At 63.9% G+C, this 18,046-nt stretch carries 20 protein-coding genes; 9 read left to right on the forward strand and 11 right to left on the reverse strand.

The genetic code is table 11. From position 1 onward, the window contains the following. The first annotated feature begins 2 nt into the window (after positions 1-2). Complete coding sequence (locus AC4FS3_RS10890; RefSeq protein ID WP_491020577.1) at positions 3-860, forward strand: D-amino-acid transaminase; 858 nt, start codon at positions 3-5, stop codon at positions 858-860. 94 nt (positions 861-954) lie between these two features. On the opposite strand, the gene AC4FS3_RS10895 is transcribed toward AC4FS3_RS10890, so the two are convergent. The 3 genes from AC4FS3_RS10895 to AC4FS3_RS10905 all read right to left on the reverse strand — a co-directional run bounded on the left by AC4FS3_RS10895 (position 955) and on the right by AC4FS3_RS10905 (position 3,222). After that, positions 955-1,956, reverse strand: a complete 1,002-nt coding sequence (locus AC4FS3_RS10895; RefSeq protein ID WP_491020578.1) for a calcium-binding protein — start codon at positions 1,954-1,956, stop codon at positions 955-957. 161 nt (positions 1,957-2,117) lie between these two features. Next, positions 2,118-2,450 (reverse strand): DUF1244 domain-containing protein, encoded by a 333-nt coding sequence (locus AC4FS3_RS10900; protein WP_491020579.1) that lies wholly within the window; start codon positions 2,448-2,450, stop codon positions 2,118-2,120. Continuing rightward, complete coding sequence (locus tag AC4FS3_RS10905; RefSeq protein ID WP_491020580.1) at positions 2,443-3,222, reverse strand: N-formylglutamate amidohydrolase; 780 nt, start codon at positions 3,220-3,222, stop codon at positions 2,443-2,445. Before AC4FS3_RS10905 ends, AC4FS3_RS10900 begins: the two co-directional genes overlap by 8 nt. A gap of 189 nt (positions 3,223-3,411) precedes the next feature. Between AC4FS3_RS10905 and pyk the strand changes: the two genes are divergently transcribed. The 7 genes from pyk (at position 3,412) to AC4FS3_RS10940 (ending at position 7,981) form a co-directional block, all read left to right on the forward strand. Further along, complete coding sequence (gene pyk / locus AC4FS3_RS10910) at positions 3,412-4,860, forward strand: pyruvate kinase (protein ID WP_198837941.1); 1,449 nt, start codon at positions 3,412-3,414, stop codon at positions 4,858-4,860. A gap of 36 nt (positions 4,861-4,896) precedes the next feature. Further along, a complete protein-coding gene (locus AC4FS3_RS10915; protein ID WP_283176340.1) occupies positions 4,897-5,121 on the forward strand; it encodes a hypothetical protein in 225 nt (74 codons plus the stop codon). A 169-nt stretch (positions 5,122-5,290) separates the two neighbouring features. Further along, positions 5,291-5,491, forward strand: a complete 201-nt coding sequence (gene rpmI, locus AC4FS3_RS10920) for a 50S ribosomal protein L35 (protein ID WP_092899823.1) — start codon at positions 5,291-5,293, stop codon at positions 5,489-5,491. A 12-nt stretch (positions 5,492-5,503) separates the two neighbouring features. Next, positions 5,504-5,866, forward strand: a complete 363-nt coding sequence (gene rplT / locus AC4FS3_RS10925; protein ID WP_092899821.1) for a 50S ribosomal protein L20 — start codon at positions 5,504-5,506, stop codon at positions 5,864-5,866. 162 nt (positions 5,867-6,028) lie between these two features. Beyond that, the gene (locus tag AC4FS3_RS10930; protein ID WP_491020581.1) at positions 6,029-6,427 is read left to right on the forward strand and encodes a hypothetical protein; all 399 of its coding nucleotides are present in this window, start codon (positions 6,029-6,031) and stop codon (positions 6,425-6,427) included. A 115-nt stretch (positions 6,428-6,542) separates the two neighbouring features. Further along, complete coding sequence (gene pheS / locus AC4FS3_RS10935; RefSeq protein WP_491020582.1) at positions 6,543-7,622, forward strand: phenylalanine--tRNA ligase subunit alpha; 1,080 nt, start codon at positions 6,543-6,545, stop codon at positions 7,620-7,622. Beyond that, positions 7,619-7,981, forward strand: coding sequence for a cupin domain-containing protein (locus AC4FS3_RS10940; RefSeq protein ID WP_491020583.1), 363 nt, complete (start codon positions 7,619-7,621; stop codon positions 7,979-7,981). Before pheS ends, AC4FS3_RS10940 begins: the two co-directional genes overlap by 4 nt. 147 nt (positions 7,982-8,128) lie before the next feature. Here AC4FS3_RS10940 and AC4FS3_RS10945 read toward each other — a convergent pair whose 3' ends face one another. From AC4FS3_RS10945 to AC4FS3_RS10975, 7 genes are all read right to left on the reverse strand, one after another. After that, complete coding sequence (locus AC4FS3_RS10945; protein WP_491020584.1) at positions 8,129-9,313, reverse strand: BaiN/RdsA family NAD(P)/FAD-dependent oxidoreductase; 1,185 nt, start codon at positions 9,311-9,313, stop codon at positions 8,129-8,131. A 69-nt stretch (positions 9,314-9,382) separates the two neighbouring features. Continuing rightward, positions 9,383-10,405, reverse strand: coding sequence for a YncE family protein (locus AC4FS3_RS10950; protein ID WP_491020585.1), 1,023 nt, complete (start codon positions 10,403-10,405; stop codon positions 9,383-9,385). Positions 10,406-10,512: 107 nt separating this feature from the next. After that, a complete protein-coding gene (locus AC4FS3_RS10955; RefSeq protein WP_491020586.1) occupies positions 10,513-11,469 on the reverse strand; it encodes a siderophore ABC transporter substrate-binding protein in 957 nt (318 codons plus the stop codon). Continuing rightward, positions 11,466-12,260 carry an iron ABC transporter ATP-binding protein gene (locus AC4FS3_RS10960; RefSeq protein ID WP_491020587.1) on the reverse strand — a complete coding sequence of 265 codons (795 nt, stop codon included), beginning with the start codon at positions 12,258-12,260 and terminating at the stop codon, positions 11,466-11,468. The genes AC4FS3_RS10955 and AC4FS3_RS10960 overlap by 4 nt, the downstream gene beginning before the upstream one ends. After that, the gene (locus AC4FS3_RS10965) at positions 12,257-13,198 is read right to left on the reverse strand and encodes an iron chelate uptake ABC transporter family permease subunit (RefSeq protein ID WP_491020588.1); all 942 of its coding nucleotides are present in this window, start codon (positions 13,196-13,198) and stop codon (positions 12,257-12,259) included. The genes AC4FS3_RS10960 and AC4FS3_RS10965 overlap by 4 nt, the downstream gene beginning before the upstream one ends. After that, positions 13,195-14,139, reverse strand: a complete 945-nt coding sequence (locus AC4FS3_RS10970) for an ABC transporter permease (protein WP_491020589.1) — start codon at positions 14,137-14,139, stop codon at positions 13,195-13,197. Before AC4FS3_RS10970 ends, AC4FS3_RS10965 begins: the two co-directional genes overlap by 4 nt. Before the next feature lie 86 nt (positions 14,140-14,225). Then, on the reverse strand, positions 14,226-16,481 hold the full coding sequence (locus tag AC4FS3_RS10975; protein ID WP_491020590.1) for a TonB-dependent receptor: 2,256 nt from the start codon (positions 16,479-16,481) through the stop codon (positions 14,226-14,228). Between the two features lie 201 nt (positions 16,482-16,682). On the opposite strand from AC4FS3_RS10975, the gene AC4FS3_RS10980 reads away from it, so the two are divergent. Next, the gene (locus AC4FS3_RS10980; RefSeq protein ID WP_491020591.1) at positions 16,683-17,372 is read left to right on the forward strand and encodes a TetR/AcrR family transcriptional regulator; all 690 of its coding nucleotides are present in this window, start codon (positions 16,683-16,685) and stop codon (positions 17,370-17,372) included. A gap of 6 nt (positions 17,373-17,378) precedes the next feature. On the opposite strand, the gene AC4FS3_RS10985 is transcribed toward AC4FS3_RS10980, so the two are convergent. Then, the gene (locus tag AC4FS3_RS10985) at positions 17,379-17,993 is read right to left on the reverse strand and encodes an enoyl-CoA hydratase/isomerase family protein (protein ID WP_491020592.1); all 615 of its coding nucleotides are present in this window, start codon (positions 17,991-17,993) and stop codon (positions 17,379-17,381) included. Positions 17,994-18,046 lie beyond the last annotated feature (53 nt).

Consider the following 18,046-nt stretch of genomic DNA (forward strand, 5'->3'; position numbering starts at 1 on the left):
TCATGACCCGCACCGTCTATGTGAATGGCCAGTATCTGCCCGAAACCGAGGCCACGGTTTCCATTTTCGACCGCGGTTTCCTGATGGCGGACGGGGTTTACGAAGTGACCTCGGTGCTGAATGGCAAGCTGATCGACTTCGGCGGCCATATCGCGCGGCTCCAGCGCTCGCTGGACGAGCTGGAGATGGACAATCCGCTGAGCGCCGAAGACTGGCTCGCGGTGCATCGCGAGCTGGTGAAGGTGAATAATATCACCGAGGGGATGGTTTACCTTCAGGTCACCCGTGGCAATCCCGGGGATCGCGATTTCGCCTGGGGGCCGGGGGTGGCGCCGACCGTGGTGCTGTTCACGCAGTCGAAGACGGGCCTTGCCGACAATCCGCAGGCGAAGACCGGGCTGAAGGTCATTTCGATACCCGATATCCGTTGGGGCCGGCGCGACATCAAGACGGTGCAGCTTTTGTACCCGTCGATGGGCAAGATGATGGCGAAAAAGGCGGGGGTCGATGATGCCTGGTTCACCGAGGATGGCCATGTGACCGAGGGCACCTCGAACAACGCCTATATCGTCAAAGGGAATAAGATCATCACCCGGCCGCTGTCGTCGGATATTTTGCACGGGATCACCCGCGCGGCGGTGCTGCGCTTCGCCAAAGAGGCGCAGTTCGAGATCGAAGAGCGGCTTTTCACGGTCGAAGAGGCCAAGGCGGCGGATGAGGCCTTCATCACCTCGGCTTCGGCCTTTGTGATGCCGGTGGTCGAGCTGGATGGCGCAGCGATTGGCGGTGGCAAGCCCGGGAAGGTCGCGGCGCGGATGCGTGAGATCTATCTGGACGAGATGAACAAGGCGGCAGTCTGACGGACCGCAGCGCGCCGGAAACGCGCCGCAAGGATAAGGGCCGCCCTGGTGACGGGGCGGCCCTTTGTTATGCCGGACTGTCGTGATCCCAGGGTCAGTTGACTGAAATCAGCGGCTCGCCTGCGGCGACCGGGGTCGGAACCGGAACCGGCGTGTCATGGCGGGTTATGAAGAAATCATCGCTGTTCACATCACCAGGTGCGATGTTTTCCAGCAGCACCTCATCCACGCCGTTCACAGTCACGATGGTGCCGGTGCCCGACTCGCTGGCGCGAAGTGCGACGTCCGGCAGCTCCGGCCCTGCAAGCACATGGATATGCAGCTGATCTTCGGCAGGGTCGTAATCGGTGACCGTCATCACGCCTTCGCCCAGCCCGCGATGGTCAAGCTCAAAGATATCCTGGCCCGCGCCGCCGGTCAGCGTATCACCGCCATCGGCGGTCAGCCGGTCATTGCCGTCCCCGCCGAAAAGCTGGTCATTGCCGATGAAATCCGGGTTCAGGTCGACCGAGCGGATATAGTCATTGCCCACGCCGCCATAGAAGACATCCGACCCGGCCAGCGAACGCAGCGCATCATTGCCGGCATCGCCGTAAAGCGTGTCGTCACCGCTGCCGGTATGCATGATGTCGCGCCCGGCGCCGCCACGGGCAAGAATGTCCCCATCCGACTGCGAGGCGTTCAGCGTATCGCTTCCTGCGCCACCAAAGAGGTGATCATTGCCCTGGCCGGCCAGGATCTCGGCGTAATCATCGCCCTCGCCACCATAGATGGTATCGTCGCCAAGCTCGCCGAACAACCGGTCATTGCCGTCGCCGCCCAGCAATGTGTCATTGCCGGTGCCGCCATAAAGCGCGTCATCGCCCTCGCCGCCTTCAAGCCGGTCAGCGCCGTCGCCGCCATAAAGCAAATCCATGCCGCCATGGCCGCGCAGGATGTCATTCTCACCGCTGCCGGTCAGGGTATCATTCCCTTCGGTCCCCTCCTGGACATGCGGATGGTCCGGCGCGTCGCGATCATCGTCGTCATCATTGTCGTCAAGTGCGACAAAGATCCCGCCAACCAAAAGAACCGGAAGAAGAAACAGCAATTCCATAACAACAGCCCCCACTGCCCAAAAAATGACATAATTTGAAAAGCGATGCGCAGAGTGTAACCGCGAGTCAAGCGGATCAGCGAATGGTTGTCTGACTGTTCTTCGAATAGAAACGGCGGACCGCCCGGGGTGCGATTGTTGCAACGCCGACGGGGCGAAGCTTAGCTCTTTCCGGGGACGTTCTGCGCAAAGGCGTCGCGAAAGGCGGCCTGCTTCTCTGGCCCGGCTTCTGTCTGATTCGCGGCCACCCAATCCGCATAGGGCATCCCGTAAACCTGTTCGCGCGCGGCATCTTTTGTCAGGGCGATGCCCTTTTCAGCGGCGGCCTCCTGATACCAGCGGCTCAGGCAGTTGCGGCAAAATCCGGCCAGCGTCATCAGGTCGATATTCTGCACATCGGGCCGCGCCTCAAGCAGGTGATGCATCAGGGCGCGGAAGGTGGCGGCCTCCAGTTCGGTCCGGGTCTGGTCGTCGATGGTCGGGGTGTCAGACATGGCTGGTCTCCGTAAGGGCGCGGCTCAGGGCGCGGGACAGGATCGGGGCGAGCCTTGCGGCCCAGGCCGCCTGTTGCGGTTGCGTTTCGATCAGGTCGTTGCGCAATTCGATCAAAGTATTGTGGCGCCCATGGTCAAGGGCGTGGCGGTCGATGGAATCGCCGGGCAGATGGCCGGAATAGGGCTCGTTGTCACCAATGCAGAGATCGGTCTCAAAGGCCAGTTCTGCCAGCAGCGCCGCCGAGAGCCGGCTGTCGCGATGGGAATGCAGCACGCCGACATGCCAGGGCCGGGGCGGGCGGCCGCGCAGGCAGGGCGTGAAGGAATGGATCGCGACAATGGCGCGTGGACCGGAAGGTGAGAGTGAAGACGCGGGGGCCGCCGCCAGCCGCTCCAGCGCGGCATGATAGGGGCGGTAAAGCCGGTTGAGCCGTTCGGTGATCCCGTCCTGGCCGATGCGGCGGTTCGCCGGAACGACCGATCCGTCATAAAGCCGCATCACCAGCGTCGGATCATCCTCGCCCCGGTTCGGGTCGATCACCAGCCGCGAGAAATCCGAGGAAATCACCGGGCTGTCCAGCGCCGCGCCCAAAGCGCGCGACAGGCCGAGCGCGCCGGGGTCAAAGGCGATATGGCGCGCCATGTCAGCGGCAGGAAGGCCGAGACTGCCGCCGGCGACCCAGTCCGGCACCCGGTTTGTCGCATGGTCACAGGTCACCAGCCAGGGGCCGGGGCGGTCCTCGCCCTCGATCCGGAACGCCTCATGCTGCATTGGTCTGCTGATCCCGCCTGTTAATCTGCCCGATATTTCACCGGGCTATTCTAACCCCACGCCCTGGTCGAGCGCCAGGGGAAGGAAAGGTCCCGCGTCACAAATCGTTCTGTTGCGGGCGCTAACATTCTGCGCCATAACGCGGTTGGCCCACATCGTAACGCGAAACCCGAGACAGGAGGATGGCATATGCGCCGTCACCGTAACGTGAAGATTGTGGCAACGCTGGGCCCGGCTTCCAGCACTTATGACATGATCTGCCAGCTGTTCACTGCCGGAGCCGATGTGTTCCGCCTGAATATGAGCCATGGCACCCATGACGACATCCGTGAACGTCATACCATCATTCGCCAGGTCGAACATGATCTTGGCCGCCCGATCGGCATTCTGGCCGATCTTCAGGGGCCGAAACTGCGGGTTGGCGCCTTTGCCACGGATGGCGGCTATGACCTCGCCGATGGCGCGAAATTCCGCCTCGATCTCGACGCGACGCCGGGCGATGCGACCCGGGTGCAATTGCCGCATCCCGAGATTTTTGCAGCCCTGGAGCCAGGCGCGTCACTGCTGGTCAACGATGGCAAGATCCGGCTGAAAGTCGCCGAATGCGGTAAGGATTTCGCCGATTGCGTGGTCGAGGTCGGCGGCGTGATCTCGAACCGCAAGGGCGTGAACGTGCCGGACGTGGTGCTGCCGCTGGCGGCTCTGTCCGAAAAAGACCGCAAGGATCTGGAATTCGTCTGTGAGCTGGGTGTCGACTGGCTGGCGCTTTCCTTCGTGCAGCGCGCCGAAGACGTGCTTGAAGCCCGCGCCCTTGCCAAAGGCCGTGCCGCGATCCTCTCGAAGATCGAAAAGCCGGCGGCGGTGAAGGCCTATGAAGAAATCCTCGCGGTTTCTGACGGGATCATGGTGGCGCGCGGCGATCTTGGTGTCGAGCTGCCGGTCTATTCGGTGCCGCCGATCCAGAAACGTCTTGTCCGCAAGGCGCGCGCGGCGGCCAAGCCGGTGATCGTTGCGACCCAGATGCTCGAATCGATGATCGAAAACCCGATGCCGACCCGCGCCGAAGTCTCGGATGTGGCGACCGCGATCTATGAGGGCGCCGATGCGGTGATGCTCTCGGCGGAATCGGCGGCCGGCAAGTTCCCCATCGAGGCCGTCACCACGATGGACAATGTGGCGCGTTCGGTCGAGGCCGATCCGACCTATCTTTCGATCATCGACGCCAGCCGCGTGGTCAAGCGCGAGACCGTGGCCGATGGGATCGTTGCCGCCGCGCGTGAGATCGCCGAGGCCACCGATATCAAGGCCATCACCTGCTTCAGCCAGTCCGGCCAGACCGTGAGCCTTGTCGCACGCGAGCGGCCGCATGTGCCGGTGATCGCGCTGACGCCGCTGGTCTCGACCGCGCGCCGCCTTGCGCTGACCTGGGGGGTGCATTGCGTGATCGTACCGGAACAGGAGCGCTTCAAGGGCGCGGTGCTGTCCGCGATCCGCGCCGCGCGCTCGGCTGGCTTCGCCGATGAGAAAGATCAGATCGTGGTCACGGCGGGCGTGCCGTTCAACGTGCCCGGTTCGACCAATATTCTCAGGGTTGCGCCCTGTGATGAAAGATTGATTTCGCGCGTCGATCCCGGCTAACCTGAACCCGAACAAAGGTTTTTGGGCGGGGGCAACGTGGATTCGGATCTGTTGCTGACGGTGGGAATCGTGATGGCGGTTCTTACCATCCCCACGATGCTTGCAGGCTGGGTCGACGGAAGGGCGCCGCGGATGGGAACGCTTATGGTGGTCCTCTCGGCGGCGCTTTTGATTGTGGCCTGGACGCAAAAGCCCGGCGGCTACCGGCCGGCGGAAATTCCCGGTGTCATGCTCACCGTCGTCGCCCGCTATTTGCCCTGACGGGCGGCTGCGCAGATGCCCTGACGGACCAGCGGCAGATGCCCTGACGGGCGGGGCCGATTGGCCCTTGCCCCGCGAGACGGAACCCCCTATAGGGACGGCTTCGGAAGAACCGCGAGACCGGCGGAAGTGGCATGCCGCGTCGCGCGTGAAAACACTGGAGTGTAAAATGCCCAAAATGAAGACGAAATCCGCTGCTAAAAAGCGGTTCTCCTTCACTGCCTCGGGGCGTGTGAAGGCCGGTGTGGCCGGTAAGCGCCACGGCATGATCAAACGTTCGACGACCTTCATCCGTCAGGCGACCGGGACCATGATCCTGGACGATTCCGACGCGAAGATCGTCAAAAAATACATGCCCTATAACCGGTAAGGAGAGACAAAGATGTCCCGCGTTAAATCCGGTAAGGTGACCCACGCCCGCCACCGCAAGGTGATCAAGGCGGCTTCGGGCTACTATGCCGCCCGTTCGACGAATTTCCGCACTGCAACGCAAGCCGTTGACAAGGCGCAGCAATACGCCACCCGCGACCGTAAGGTCCGCAAGCGGCAGTTCCGCGCGCTGTGGATCCAGCGTATCAACGCTGCTGTCCGCCTGTTCGACCCGGCCTTCACCTATTCGCGCCTGATTGACGGTCTGGCGAAAGCCGGGATCGAAGTGGACCGCAAAGTCCTCGCCGATCTCGCCGTGCATGAGCCGGAGGCGTTCAACGCCATCGCCGACAAGGCCCGCGCTGCTCTGGCCTGATCCGGCCTGACGAAAAGCGAAACGATCCGGAAACCCGCGCTTTGGCGCGGGTTTTCTTTTGCGCCGTTTCCTGCCGTTCATACCCTCATGACAGCCAATGTCATTTGTCATTCCTCGCATCCGGCGTCAGGGATGGGGCAAGAGTTTGCGAAGGAAGAAACCTTGTCTCACCGTCTTGCCCCCGCTGTCGCCGCCCTGATCCTCGGCCCGCTGCTGTCATTTCCCGCTGTCGCCGGGGGTGGTCTGCCGCTGCAGGAGGGCTATTATGTCGAGGCCGGCGAGGAATGTGGCAGCGGCAATGACGCGACGCTCATCTACCTTCATGCGGGCGGTTTCAACAATCGCTACGGGATGTGCAGTTTCGAAGGCCTCACCTCTGAGGGCGGCGCGCGCTACAGCTATGCCGTGACCTGCGCCGAGGCGGAGACCGGCCTTGAAAGCCTGAACGAAGGCGTGATCGAGATCCGCAATCAGCAGGCATTTCACATCTTCGACGGGCTTATGGATCTGGAATACAGTTTCTGCCCCTCCTCCGAACTGCCGCCCCCCTATGGCGACTGAGCGCGGCGCCGGACCTTTTGAACCACAAATCCCGGACCCTGCGACCCTTGCAATCGCGGCCCCGCCCGGCTAGTCCCAGAGCCGCAATTCAGCCGTATCTAACCCGGAGGCTCCGATGGATCTGACCGAAATCCGTGGCAAATATATCGGAGCCGTGGCCGGTGCCGCCGATGAGGCTGCACTGGAAGAGGTGCGCCTTGCCGCGCTTGGCAAGAAGGGCGAGATTTCCGCGCTGATGGCGGGTCTGGGCAAGATGGACCCGGAGGAACGCAAGGCCGCCGGCGCACATCTGAACGAGCTGAAGACCGAGATCGACACCGCCCTTCGCGCCCGCAAATCCGCGCTTTCCGATGCGGCGCTGGACGAGCGGCTGAAATCCGAATGGCTTGATGTCACGCTGCCGGGCCGCCCGCGCCGTCAGGGCACCATCCATCCGGTTTCTCAGGTGATGGACGAGCTGACCGCGATCTTCGCCGATATGGGCTTTTCCGTCGCCGAAGGCCCGCAGGTCGAAAGCGACTGGTACAATTTCGACGCGCTGAACATCCCGCCGGAACATCCCGCGCGCCAGGAGCATGACACGTTCTTCATGCATCGCGCCGAAGGCGACAACCGCCCGCCGCATGTGCTGCGCACCCATACCAGCCCCGTGCAGATCCGGGCAGCACTTGACCAGGGCGCACCGATCCGCGTCATTGCCCCGGGCCGCGTCTACCGCATGGATATGGACCAGACCCATACGCCGATGTTCCACCAGGTCGAAGGCATGGCCATCGACCGCGACATCTCGATGGCCAATCTGAAATGGGTGCTCGAAGAATTCTGCCGCGCCTTTTTCGAGGTCGATAAGGTGGAACTGCGGTTCCGCGCCTCGCATTTCCCCTTCACCGAACCTTCGGCTGAGGTCGATATCCGCTATTCCAATGTGGGCGGCCAGCTCCGCATCGGCGAGGGTGACAAATGGATGGAGATCCTCGGCTCCGGCATGATGCACCCGAAGGTTCTGGCGGCCGGCGGCATCGACCCCGATAAATGGCAGGGCTTTGCCTTCGGCATGGGGATCGACCGGATTGCGATGCTGAAATACGGTATCCCCGATCTGCGCGCCTTCTTTGAATCCGACCTGCGCTGGCTGAAACATTACGGCTTTGGCGCGCTTGACCTGCCGAACCTGCCGGGCGGGCTGAGCCGGTGAGCAAAGCGCCTGTCGCGATCAACCTGCGCGACAAACTTGCGCTGTTCCAGGACCATTGGTCGCCGAAGATCATCGGCGATTTCAATGGCCATGACATCATGCTGGTGAAGATCAAAGGCGAGTTCACCTGGCATGCGCATCCCGATACTGATGATTTCTTCCTGGTGCTTGACGGCCAGGTCACGATCCAGCTCAGGGATGGCAATGTCACGCTGAATCCGGGCGAGCTTTACGTCGTTCCGAAAGGTGTCGAACATTGCCCGATGGCGGCGGAAGAGGCCTCGATCCTGCTGATCGAGCCGGCGGGCACGCCCAATACCGGTGATGCCGCCACCGCCGCACGCAAAGACCGGATCTGAGCGTTATCAGGTCCCGTTGCAGTAAAGCGGCCTGGCGAAGCCTGCCCCTGGCACCTTCGCCCGCACCGTCTCGCAAGAGAGCGCGAGGTGGAAGGTCACCGGATGACCGCCATCATAGGTTCTGCGACCATATGCGCTCCTCCTGACTCAAATTCTCTGCGGGGGGGTACCCTCACAGCCAAAGCGCGCCGCCGCCTGCCCCGCCCATCGGCCCGTAGCAAGGCAGCCTGTCAGCAGATAGCCCCCGGTCGGCGCTTCCCAGTCCAGCATCTCGCCACAGGCAAAGACCCCGGGCAGGGCGGTCAGCTCCAGATCCGGGCTCAGTGCGGATCGGGTGATACCGCCCGCGACCGAGATTGCCTCATCCAGTGGGCGCGGGCCGTTATGGCGGATCACCAGCCGTTTCAGCGCCGCGAGCGGAGCATCGCGCGCGAATTCCATCACCAGTGCCACCAGCACCGGCGCAAGGCCCAGCTTGCGCAACCGGTTCACCAGCGTTTCGCCGGGCCGCATCTTCGCCAGCCGCGCCGCAATCTCAGGCTCTGACAGCGCGGGCAGCAGATCCAGCACAAGATCTGCGCCCTCCCGCAAGGGGCGTGACAGCGCATAAAGGCCGCCCCCTTCGAGACCCCGCGCCGAGACCACGAATTCGCCGCGGCTGGTCACGCCACCGGCGCTCAGGGGCACGCCTTTGACCGGCTGGCCGAAATGGCGTTCCATATGGGCCGACCAGCCGACCGACAGCCCCATATTTGCGGGCTGCCAGGGCGCAATCTCTACGCCTTGTGCGGCCAGCCAGGGCGTCCAGGCGCCGTCCGACCCAAGTCGCGCCCAGCTGGCGCCGCCCAAAGCCAGCACGGTGACGCGGGGCTTCAGCACCCGGCGGCCCTCCGGGGAATCAAAGGCACAGCACCCACCCTCAAACCCGTTCCAGCGCCAGCGGGGCCGCAGTTCTGCCCCGAGGGATGCCAGCCGTGCAAGCCATGCGCGCAGCAATGGCGAGCCCTTCATCACCACCGGAAAGACCCGGCCGGAAGATCCGGTAAACACCTCCTGGTCCAGGCCGCGCGCGAACTCCATCACCTCGCCGGGCCCGAATGCGGCAAGCATCGGCGCCAGCCAGTCGGGTGGGCTGTAATATGCGGTGAACGCGTCCAGCGGCTCGTCTTTGGTCAGGTTCAGCCCGGATTTCCCCGCCATCAGGAATTTGCGCGCGGGGCTCGGCTTTGCCTCGCAGATCACCACGCGGCGCCCGGCCCGCGCGAGCTCCTCCGCCGCCATCAGCCCGGCGGGGCCGGCCCCGATCACCAGGGCGTCTGTGTCGTGATCCATCTTGTCCGCCCCGTGCAACCTTGCCCTTTCTTGCCTGCGAAGACCGGAGCGGGCAAGGGCAGGGTGGAGTTACAGCGCGATGCGTGCCAACAGGTCGGGGGCATCCGGCCTGCCGGTCTCGCCCTGTTTGGCCGTCACGTAAAGAATGCCGTTCCGGTCATCGAGGGCGAGGCTGTTCGGGTGCCCCTCAAGCGTGATCCGGTCTTTCAGCGCGTAGCTTTCGCTGTCGAAGAGGCTGACTGCCGCGCCGCTGCGCTCGGTGACGCAGATGAGCTGCCGGCCTGCGTCATAAAGCACCGCAAGCGGGCCGGCGCCGGTCGGGATCTGGCGGATCGTCGCACCGGTCTCGGCATCGAGAACCAGAAGCTGGTTCCCTGACCCTTTGCGGCTGTAGCCCGGCAGGTGCCGCGCCCAGAGCGTTTCAAAGAACTCATGCCCCTGATCGGTCGCGAAAACCCTGCCTCCCGCCGGGTCCAGCGCGATGTTCATCAGCTGATCCCCCGCTGTCGCCACAGTCCTGGTGATCTGTCCTGTGTCGGTCGCGACGGTGATCACCTGGCCCTCGGCATTCGAAATGAAGAGCCGCTGGCGCGACGGGTCGGTCGCGATGCCGGTCGCGACAAAGCCGAACCCGGTCAGCCGGGCCTCGACCTCAAGCCGGGCGGCGTCGATAATACATAGCACACTGTCCTGCATCGAATGGCAGGGCGCGTAGAGCTTTCCCGCGATCGTATCCAGCGCCAGTTCACGACAATGGAAGGGAAAGCCCGTGCGCCCCTCGTCATCGGTGGTCTTCTCGGCCAGCCGTACCTGGCCCGTCACCGTGCCCGTCGCGGTATCGACCACGGTGACCGAGGCATCGGTCGCGTCGGTGATGTAAAGCCGGTCCGCCGCATCATCGAGCGCAAGGCCAAAGCCTTTGCCCGGCAGAGTGATCCGGGCCAGTGGCTCCAGGGTTCCGGGGTCGAGTTTCAGGATCTGCGCCGGCGGGCCGGCCTCGCCGCGCCCCCCGGCAGAGGCGACAAATACCGCGCCCTGGCGGGCTGAGTGGACGATTTCGTAGAGGCCCTGTGCGACGGGTTTTTGCAGCATCGAACCGGTTCCTTTTCGCAGGGAAAGCGACGTCAGGGGTTTCGCAGCCCGGGGCAGGTATGGCAAGGACCACGCGCGCCCGGGTGCGGTCTGCGCGGGGCTGGCCGTTACTCATAGCCCTTGCGGATATCGTCGATGATGATCTCAAGCGGGGTGATGCTGGCCGCCGTGGTATACCAGGCCTCGGGGTCGACAAAGATCACCTTGCCCGCCTTCCAGGCCGCGGTCTCGCGCAAAAGCGGGTTTTCGATGGTGGCGGCATCCAGCACCGGGCGGTGTTCCATCACGGCGGTGCGGTCGATCACATAGATAATGTCGGGATTGGTGGCCTGAATGAATTCGCTGGTGACGGGCTGGCCATGCAGCCCGGTCTCGGCCGCCTCATTGGCCGCCTTTACCCCAAAGGCATCGAAAACAAAGCCATAGCGCGATTTCAGTCCAAAGGCCGAAAAGCCGCCATTGTTATGCAAGACCAGCAATGCGCGCTCCGGTCGGCCTTCGGTCAGGCCGCGAAGCGCAGCGATCCTGGCTTCCAGCGCGGCGATCTCATCCTTCGCCAGATCCTCTTTGCCAAAGATCCGTGCCAGTGTCAGGAAATGGTCCTCGACCACCTGGATATGGCCCGAGCTGCTGTCGCGGTAATCGACATCATAATGGATCACCGGGGCAAAGCTGCTCATCTCGGGGTAATGCGCGGCCTGGAGCGAGGTCATCAGGATCAGGTCGGGGTGCAGGGCATGGACCTTTTCGACATTGGGCTGCACGATCATGCCCACATCGGCCACCGCAGGGTCATCGCGGTACTTCGCCAGGAAATGCGGCACGAAATCCTTGGCGGTGCCAACAACCGGCACGTCAAGCCGGTCGAGGAAATCCAGCTCGTTCATATCCAGCGCCACCACACGTCCGGGGCGGCTCTCAATCACGGTGGTTCCAAGCGCGTGCTCAATCGTCACCGGCAGAACCTGCTGCGGTTTGGTTTCGGCGGGCGCGGCGGAGGGCGCAAGCAGGCAGCTGGCCGCCAGCAGGACAAGCCAGCGGCTGAGCGGATTGGAACGGGTCATGCCGGTTCTCCTTTCGGGGTGAAATAGTCGCAGATCCGCCCCTGTGGTCGTGGCAGGATCCGGAAATCGAGACCGTAGAGGTCTTGCAGATTGGCCTCGGTGATGACCTGATCGACCGGGCCTGCGGAATGCAGCCGCCCGGATTTCAAGGCGAGGATATGGTCGGCGCTGTTGGCGGCGAAATTGATGTCATGGATCACCGCGATCACGCTGCGACCACGATCCGCGCAAAGGTCACGCAGCGCGCGCATGATGCCGGCGGCATGACGGATATCGAGATTGTTCAGCGGCTCGTCGAGCAAAAGGCAGGGCGTGTCCTGGGCGATGGTCATGGCGAGAAAAGCCATCTGGCGCTGGCCGCCGCTCAGCTCGTCGATCAGCGTGTCGCGCAACGGGTCGAGCGCGAGCCGTGCAATGGCCTCGTCTATCGCGCGGCGGTCGGCGGCATCAAGGCGGCCCCGGCTATAGGGAAAGCGGCCAAAGGCGACCAGATCCCCGACCGTCAGGCGCAGATCGACGCCGGGCGACTGGCGCAGGGTCGCGACCTGGCGGGCGAAAGCTGCAGGTGGGATCGTGGCGATATCCTGCCCCGCGACGGTGACCCTGCCGCTGGAAGGGTTCGCGAGGCGGGCCATCAGCATCAGAAGCGTCGACTTCCCGGCGCCGTTCGGGCCGATGATCGCACTCAGCCGTCCCTGGGGGAAAGCTGTCGTCAGGCCTGACAGCACAAGGCGGCTGCCATGTTTCATCGAGAGGTCAGTGGTGGTGATCATGGCGGTGTCCGGGGTCATGCAAAGCTCCGGCGGCGCAGCATCAACAGCAGGAACCAGGCGCCGCAGGTGAGGTTGATCAGGATGCCGACCGTGGTGCGGTGGTCGAAGACCTGGGCTGCTGCCAGCTCGGCCAGCAGGAAAAGCCCGATGGCCACGGCCGCTCCAACAGGCAGCGTCTGGCGGTGGCCGGGACCGCGCGCCATGGCGCGGGCGGCATTGGCAACGAAGATCCCAATGAACGCGGTGGGGCCGATCAGGCTGACGGATACTGCCACCAGGACCGCGATCAGCGCCAGAAGATGGCGGGTCTCGCGCGCGTGGTCGACGCCCAGTGAGATCGCCTGGTCGCGGCCAAGCGCCATCACATCCAGCACCGGCACGCGCCGCCAGATCAGCGCCGCGACCAGGGTCAGGGCGAGGGCAGAGATGATCAGACGCGTGGTCTCGACCCTTTCGAACGAGACCTGGGCAAAGCCCTGGAAGACCGCGAACTCGCCCGGGCTGATCCGCAGCTGGATGAACTGGGTGAAGGTGGAAATCACCATGGTCAGCACGATCCCCACCAGCATCAGGAACCAGATATCGCCCCGCGCGCGGCGAAACAGCCAGTGATGCAGCAGGAAAGACCAGGCCAGCATGGCCGCCAGCGTGATCAGGATCGACCCCTGACCGCCCCAGAGTATCAGGCTTCCGGTGCCGAGGATCAGAACCAGCAGCGCCTGCATCATCAGGCAGACCGCCTCATAGCCCATGACGGCGGGGGTCAGGATGCGGTTGCCGGCAAGGGTCTGGAAGGTGATCGAGGCCAGCGCAACCGCGACGCCGCCGGTCACCATCGCGGCAAGTTTGATCAGGCGGCGCGGGATGACATAGCCGAAATCCATACCAGATCCGGTCAGCACATAGACCGTGGCCAAAGCAATCAGCGCGGCGGTGATCGCAAGGGGGCGGCTCATCTCCCCCTCCGCAGGATCAGCGCAAGGAAGATCAGCCCGCCGATCCCACCGACGGTCAGCCCGACCGGCACCTCATAGGGCCAGATCACCACGCGCCCGATCAGGTCGCAGGCCAGCAGCAATGTGGCGCCGCCGGTTGCGACAAGCGGCAGGGTCCGCGCGAGATTGTCGCCATGGGTCAGCCGCACAAGGTTCGGGATCACCAGTCCGACAAAGGGAATGGTCCCGGCCGCGATCACCGTCGCCGCCACCGTGGCTGAAACCAGCAAAAGGCCAAGCGCCACGATGGTGCCATAGCTGAGCCCGAGGCTGGTCGCCGTTTCCTCGCCCATCCCCAGCAGGGTGAAGCGGCGGGCAAAGGCATAGGTCACCACGACGACCGGCAGGATCAGCCAGATGATCTCGTAATTGCCCTGCACGATCCGCGAGAAATCGCCCAGCATCCAGCCCTGCATGTCTTGCAGGATGTTATGCGACCAGGCGTAGAATTCGGCTATGGCCCCCAGCACGGCGCCGTAGATCAGGCCGGCAACCGGCACGAAAACCGTGTCGCGAAACCGGATGCGGCTGATGATCGCGACGAAGATCAGGCTCGCGGCCAGGCAGAACATCATCGCCAGCACCATGCGGCTGACCTGACCCAGCCCCGGCGCCAGGGTGATCGCGACGAGGATCCCGAGTTTCGCCGCCTCCAGCCCGCCGGTGGTGGCGGGTTCGACAAAGCGGTTTCTGAGGATCTGCTGCAGGATGATGCCACAAACCGCCAGCCCGGCGCCGCTGAGCACCACCGCCGCAAGACGCGGCAACCGGCTTGCCGTCAGGGTAAGCCAGGCCCCGGTCTCGAACGACCAGAGGGAGGCCAGGCTCATGCGGCTCACCCCGGTCAGGATTGAGGCGAGGCAGAGCGCAAGGAATATCAGGGGCAGCGCAAGGCGCGTCATCTGGTCAGGCCGATGCGGGAACGGAATGGAAAGCCCCCCGCACTGCCCGGAGGCGGTTGCGGGGGGACTGGTCAGCGAAGGTCCGGTCAGAAATCGACCGACGCCGACAGCAGCACCGTGCGCGGCGCGCCATAGCCGCCCGCGAGGCTGCCGCCGGCCCAATAGGCCTCGTTTGTGACGTTTTGCACCGTGGCGCGCAGCGTCAGCGGGTTGCCACGGACTTCGGTCTCATAGCGCGCGCCGATATCGAGCACTGTGAACGACGGCAGCGACAGCGTGTTGGTATTATTGGCATATCGCTTGCCGGTATGGTTCACATTGGCGTTCAGCGCCAGGCCGGGAAGCGACGGCAGGTCATATTCCACCCCGAGCTTGGCCATGACCGCAGGCGTGCCCGCCGCAGTCTTGCCGGTGGTGGCCGCGGTGCTGGCCTTCGTCACCTTGGCATCGGTGTAGGATACCCCACCGATGAGCCGCAGCCCGTCCTGGACCTCGCCAAACGCATTCAGCTCGATCCCGCGATTGCGCTGCTCGCCAAAAGTGCCATAGACCAGTGTCACCGGATCAAGATAGGCGCTGGGCTTTTCGATCTGGAACAGTGCGACTGTGGTGGTCAGGCGGCCCAGATCCCATTTCGCGCCGATCTCAACCTGTCTGGTCTGGTAGGGCGGCAGCACCTCGCCCGCATTCACGGCGGTGGCAGGCGCGGCCTGACCGGCGCTCAGGCCCTCGATATAATTGCCGTAGAAAGACAGCTGCTCGCTGGCCTTCCAGACAAAGGCGATGGCGGGCGAGGTCTTGCTGGAATCGTAGCGTGCACCCGGAGTATGGACGCCCGTGGCGCTGATCGCGGTGCTTGCGCTTTTCACCGTCTGATAGCGCAGACCCAGCGTCACCTGCAGCCGGTCATCCATGAATTTCAGCGTATCCGACAGGCCGAGGCTGGTCAGCTTCAGATCCATGATCGATGTCGGGCCGCTGGCATTATAGGCGGTCAGATCCGGCGCGGGACCCCAGTCGGGGTTCTGGATATTGGTGACCGAACTGACCGCGAAACGCCGATCCTTGAATGTGTTCGAGGAATCGTAGCTGGTTGCGGTCACGACCCAGTCATGGCCGACCGATCCGGTGACAAAGCTGCCGCGGATCCCGGCCTCGCCGGAATCCTGGCTGCCCTGGCGTTGCGACCGCACACCGCTGACCGAAAGCGCGCCGGCATTGCTGGTGATCTGGCTCGAGGTGATCAGCGCGTCATAGCCGCCCGATTTATGGCCATAGGCTGCCCAGGCGGTGATGCTGTCCGTCAGATCGATCTCGCTGCGCAGCAGGACGGTCTCGGTCGAATTGGTGTTGAACGACCAGGGCGCGGCGAGGGTGTTCGACCCGTCGCGCGGCTCGGGCAGCACGGTGACGGCGGCCCCGGCCGAGACGCCGAAATAGTTGATGCCCCGCATCTTCTCGCGGATATTGTAATAATCCAGCGAGACCCGGGCGCGGTCGCCACGCCAGTCCAGCGCGAGCGCGCCCATATTCATCCCGTGCTTCTCGCCATCGACAGCCGTGTCGCCATCGCGCGAGACCGCATTGACCCTTACGCCCCATTCCTTATTCGCGCCAAAGCGGCGGCCGATATCGGCATGAATGCCGTAAAGGCTGTCAGAGCTGTAGGTCGAGGTGAGGCGGGTCAGGGGCTCATCACCCGCGCGTTTGGGTTGCAACGCCACCGCGCCGCCGACACTGCCGCCCGGGGGCATGCCATAAAGGAAGGTCGAAGGACCTTTCAGCACTTCCACCCGCTCGGCCATCTCGGTCGTGCCGCGCATATTCGGGGCCATGCCGATCAGCCCGCCGAAGGTCAGATCATCGGCCGATCCGGAAAAACCCCGGATCGTATAGGTCTCGAAAATATTGCGTTTGTTGGGGACATAGACCGAAGGGTCGGTCGCGCCAATCACCGCGCCGACATCCTGGGCCTCGCGGTTCTGCACAAAGTCTTCGGTATAGGCGACCGTGCTGTAAGGCGTATCGAGCACGTCCTTATTGCCCAGAAGGCCCACCGCGCTGCCGGTGGCCACCTGACCTCCGGCATAGGGCGCCGGCGTGCCGCCGCCTTGCAGGATGATGGTGCCAAGCGCGACTGCGCCGTCTTGCTTTGCGGCCTCTTCGTCTTCGGTCACGGCCTGGGCGGCGGCAGGCAGGCCAGAGACCGGCAAAAGCGCGAACCCGGCCAGCATCGACGTCAGCAGCAACGATCTGCTGCCCCGGCGGTGGAGCGGAGAAAGGGGGACGAAGCGCCCGATGGACCGGGAATGCACGTCAGAATGCGGGTCAGGCTGGTTCATGATCATTGTCCCTGCGGGATTTAGTTGCATGATGCTAAACTAAAACTGGTTGCAGCCCTATAATCTAATTGACCAAAACCGTCAACTTCTCGCGACACCTTGCGACAAGCTATAGAATATATTGGATAAATTATGATTATGCGTTACGCTTTCAAAGCTTCAGCACAGCCGGAAGCCCGATCCGCTGCAAAAGGGAAAGCCATGAGTCTCAGCCCGTCCCCGCCCGCCAGGGGCCGACCGGCAACCATCACCCGCGACAGGATCGCCGATGCCGGCATCGCCATCGGGTTGAATGATCTGACGGTCGTGGGGGTCGCAGCGCGGCTCGGGGTCAGCCATATGGGGCTGTATAAACATGTGCGGGGCCTTGCGGATCTGCGCAGCCTTGTGGCCGAGGCCGCCTTTCTGCGATGGGAATTTCCACGCCCGGGTCCCGAGGTGCCGCTGGCCTCATGGCTTTGGGATTTCGCGACCTCGATCTGGGGCCTGGTCGAGGCCCATCCCGGAATCGCGCCCTGGCTTTTGCGGGGCGATATGATCACGCGCGAGATGACAGAAAAGATCGTGGCGCATCAGGAGGAGCTGGCCGGGTCGCGCGGGCTGAGCTTTGCCCAGGCGCGCTGGCTGATGCTGACCATCGCTTTTCACTGCGTGGCGGTGGCCGATACGGTTCTGCCCGCGCGTGGCTCTCCGGCTGAGCGCCTTCAGTCTGGGCGCCTTCAGTCTGACCGGCTGCAGCCTGGCAGCTCCGGGGCCGAGGGCGCGGAAGGGATCGATCCCGAACACCGTGACGGCATCCGGGCTCTGATCACCGGGGCGCTGGCGATCCTTGGCGAGATCACCAGCGTGCCCTATCCGTCTGAGGTGACCGATCGGGCCGAGGGGCGGTGAGCCTTTTCAGCGCGTCATACGGGTGATGGTCTCAAGATGGCTGGCCGGTGCGGCAAGCGCGTCTTTCGCAAGGTCAGCGGCTGTCTCCATCAGGTGTTCCGCCGGGGTGATGCGGTCGATCAGCCCCCAGGACAGCGCCTCTTCCGCGCCGATTTTCGCCCCGGCCATCAGGATCATCCGCGCCCGGGCCGGGCCGATCAGCGCGATCAGGCGCCCGGGGTCTGAGGGCTGCGGCAGATGGCCAAGCCGCATCACCGGGTAGAAGAAATTCGCCCCAGGCACGGCAATGCGCAGATCACAGGCCAGCGTAATGCCAAAGGCGCCGCCCGCCAGCGTGCCGTTCAGCGCCGCAACTGACAGGCCGGGGAAGGCGGCAATCGCGCCCGAAGCCCGCTCCCAGGCCGGATCACGCCCCAGCCCCTGGCCCATCGCCTCAAGATCGGCACCGGCAGAAAAGACCCGCCCCTCGCCGGTCAGGACGAGGGCTTTCACACCCGCCGCCCAGGCGGTTTCTGCGGCCAGCGCCACGGCGTCCAGCATCTCACGGGTCAGTGCATTGGCCTTGTCGGCGCGGCTCAGGCGGATGATCCGCAGCGCGCCCTGGTCTTCGGTTGCAATCATCACGCTTATCCCTGGCTGTCTGCTTTGCCTGACTGTCGAAAATGTCAATCGAA

It is taken from the genome of Pseudogemmobacter sp. TB195, assembly GCF_058313095.1.

Excerpts from the sequence above, each read along its gene's own strand:
- AC4FS3_RS10890 (WP_491020577.1), top strand. The coding sequence starts at position 3 with ATGACCCGCACCGTCTATGTGAATGGCCAGTATCTGCCCGAAACCGAG.
- AC4FS3_RS10895 (WP_491020578.1), bottom strand. The coding sequence starts at position 1,956 with ATGGAATTGCTGTTTCTTCTTCCGGTTCTTTTGGTTGGCGGGATCTTT.
- AC4FS3_RS10900 (WP_491020579.1), bottom strand. The coding sequence starts at position 2,450 with ATGTCTGACACCCCGACCATCGACGACCAGACCCGGACCGAACTGGAG.
- AC4FS3_RS10905 (WP_491020580.1), bottom strand. The coding sequence starts at position 3,222 with ATGCAGCATGAGGCGTTCCGGATCGAGGGCGAGGACCGCCCCGGCCCC.
- pyk (WP_198837941.1), top strand. The coding sequence starts at position 3,412 with ATGCGCCGTCACCGTAACGTGAAGATTGTGGCAACGCTGGGCCCGGCT.
- rpmI (WP_092899823.1), top strand. The coding sequence starts at position 5,291 with ATGCCCAAAATGAAGACGAAATCCGCTGCTAAAAAGCGGTTCTCCTTC.
- rplT (WP_092899821.1), top strand. The coding sequence starts at position 5,504 with ATGTCCCGCGTTAAATCCGGTAAGGTGACCCACGCCCGCCACCGCAAG.
- pheS (WP_491020582.1), top strand. The coding sequence starts at position 6,543 with ATGGATCTGACCGAAATCCGTGGCAAATATATCGGAGCCGTGGCCGGT.
- AC4FS3_RS10945 (WP_491020584.1), bottom strand. The coding sequence starts at position 9,313 with ATGGATCACGACACAGACGCCCTGGTGATCGGGGCCGGCCCCGCCGGG.
- AC4FS3_RS10950 (WP_491020585.1), bottom strand. The coding sequence starts at position 10,405 with ATGCTGCAAAAACCCGTCGCACAGGGCCTCTACGAAATCGTCCACTCA.
- AC4FS3_RS10955 (WP_491020586.1), bottom strand. The coding sequence starts at position 11,469 with ATGACCCGTTCCAATCCGCTCAGCCGCTGGCTTGTCCTGCTGGCGGCC.
- AC4FS3_RS10960 (WP_491020587.1), bottom strand. The coding sequence starts at position 12,260 with ATGACCCCGGACACCGCCATGATCACCACCACTGACCTCTCGATGAAA.
- AC4FS3_RS10965 (WP_491020588.1), bottom strand. The coding sequence starts at position 13,198 with ATGAGCCGCCCCCTTGCGATCACCGCCGCGCTGATTGCTTTGGCCACG.
- AC4FS3_RS10970 (WP_491020589.1), bottom strand. The coding sequence starts at position 14,139 with ATGACGCGCCTTGCGCTGCCCCTGATATTCCTTGCGCTCTGCCTCGCC.
- AC4FS3_RS10975 (WP_491020590.1), bottom strand. The coding sequence starts at position 16,481 with ATGAACCAGCCTGACCCGCATTCTGACGTGCATTCCCGGTCCATCGGG.
- AC4FS3_RS10980 (WP_491020591.1), top strand. The coding sequence starts at position 16,683 with ATGAGTCTCAGCCCGTCCCCGCCCGCCAGGGGCCGACCGGCAACCATC.
- AC4FS3_RS10985 (WP_491020592.1), bottom strand. The coding sequence starts at position 17,993 with ATGATTGCAACCGAAGACCAGGGCGCGCTGCGGATCATCCGCCTGAGC.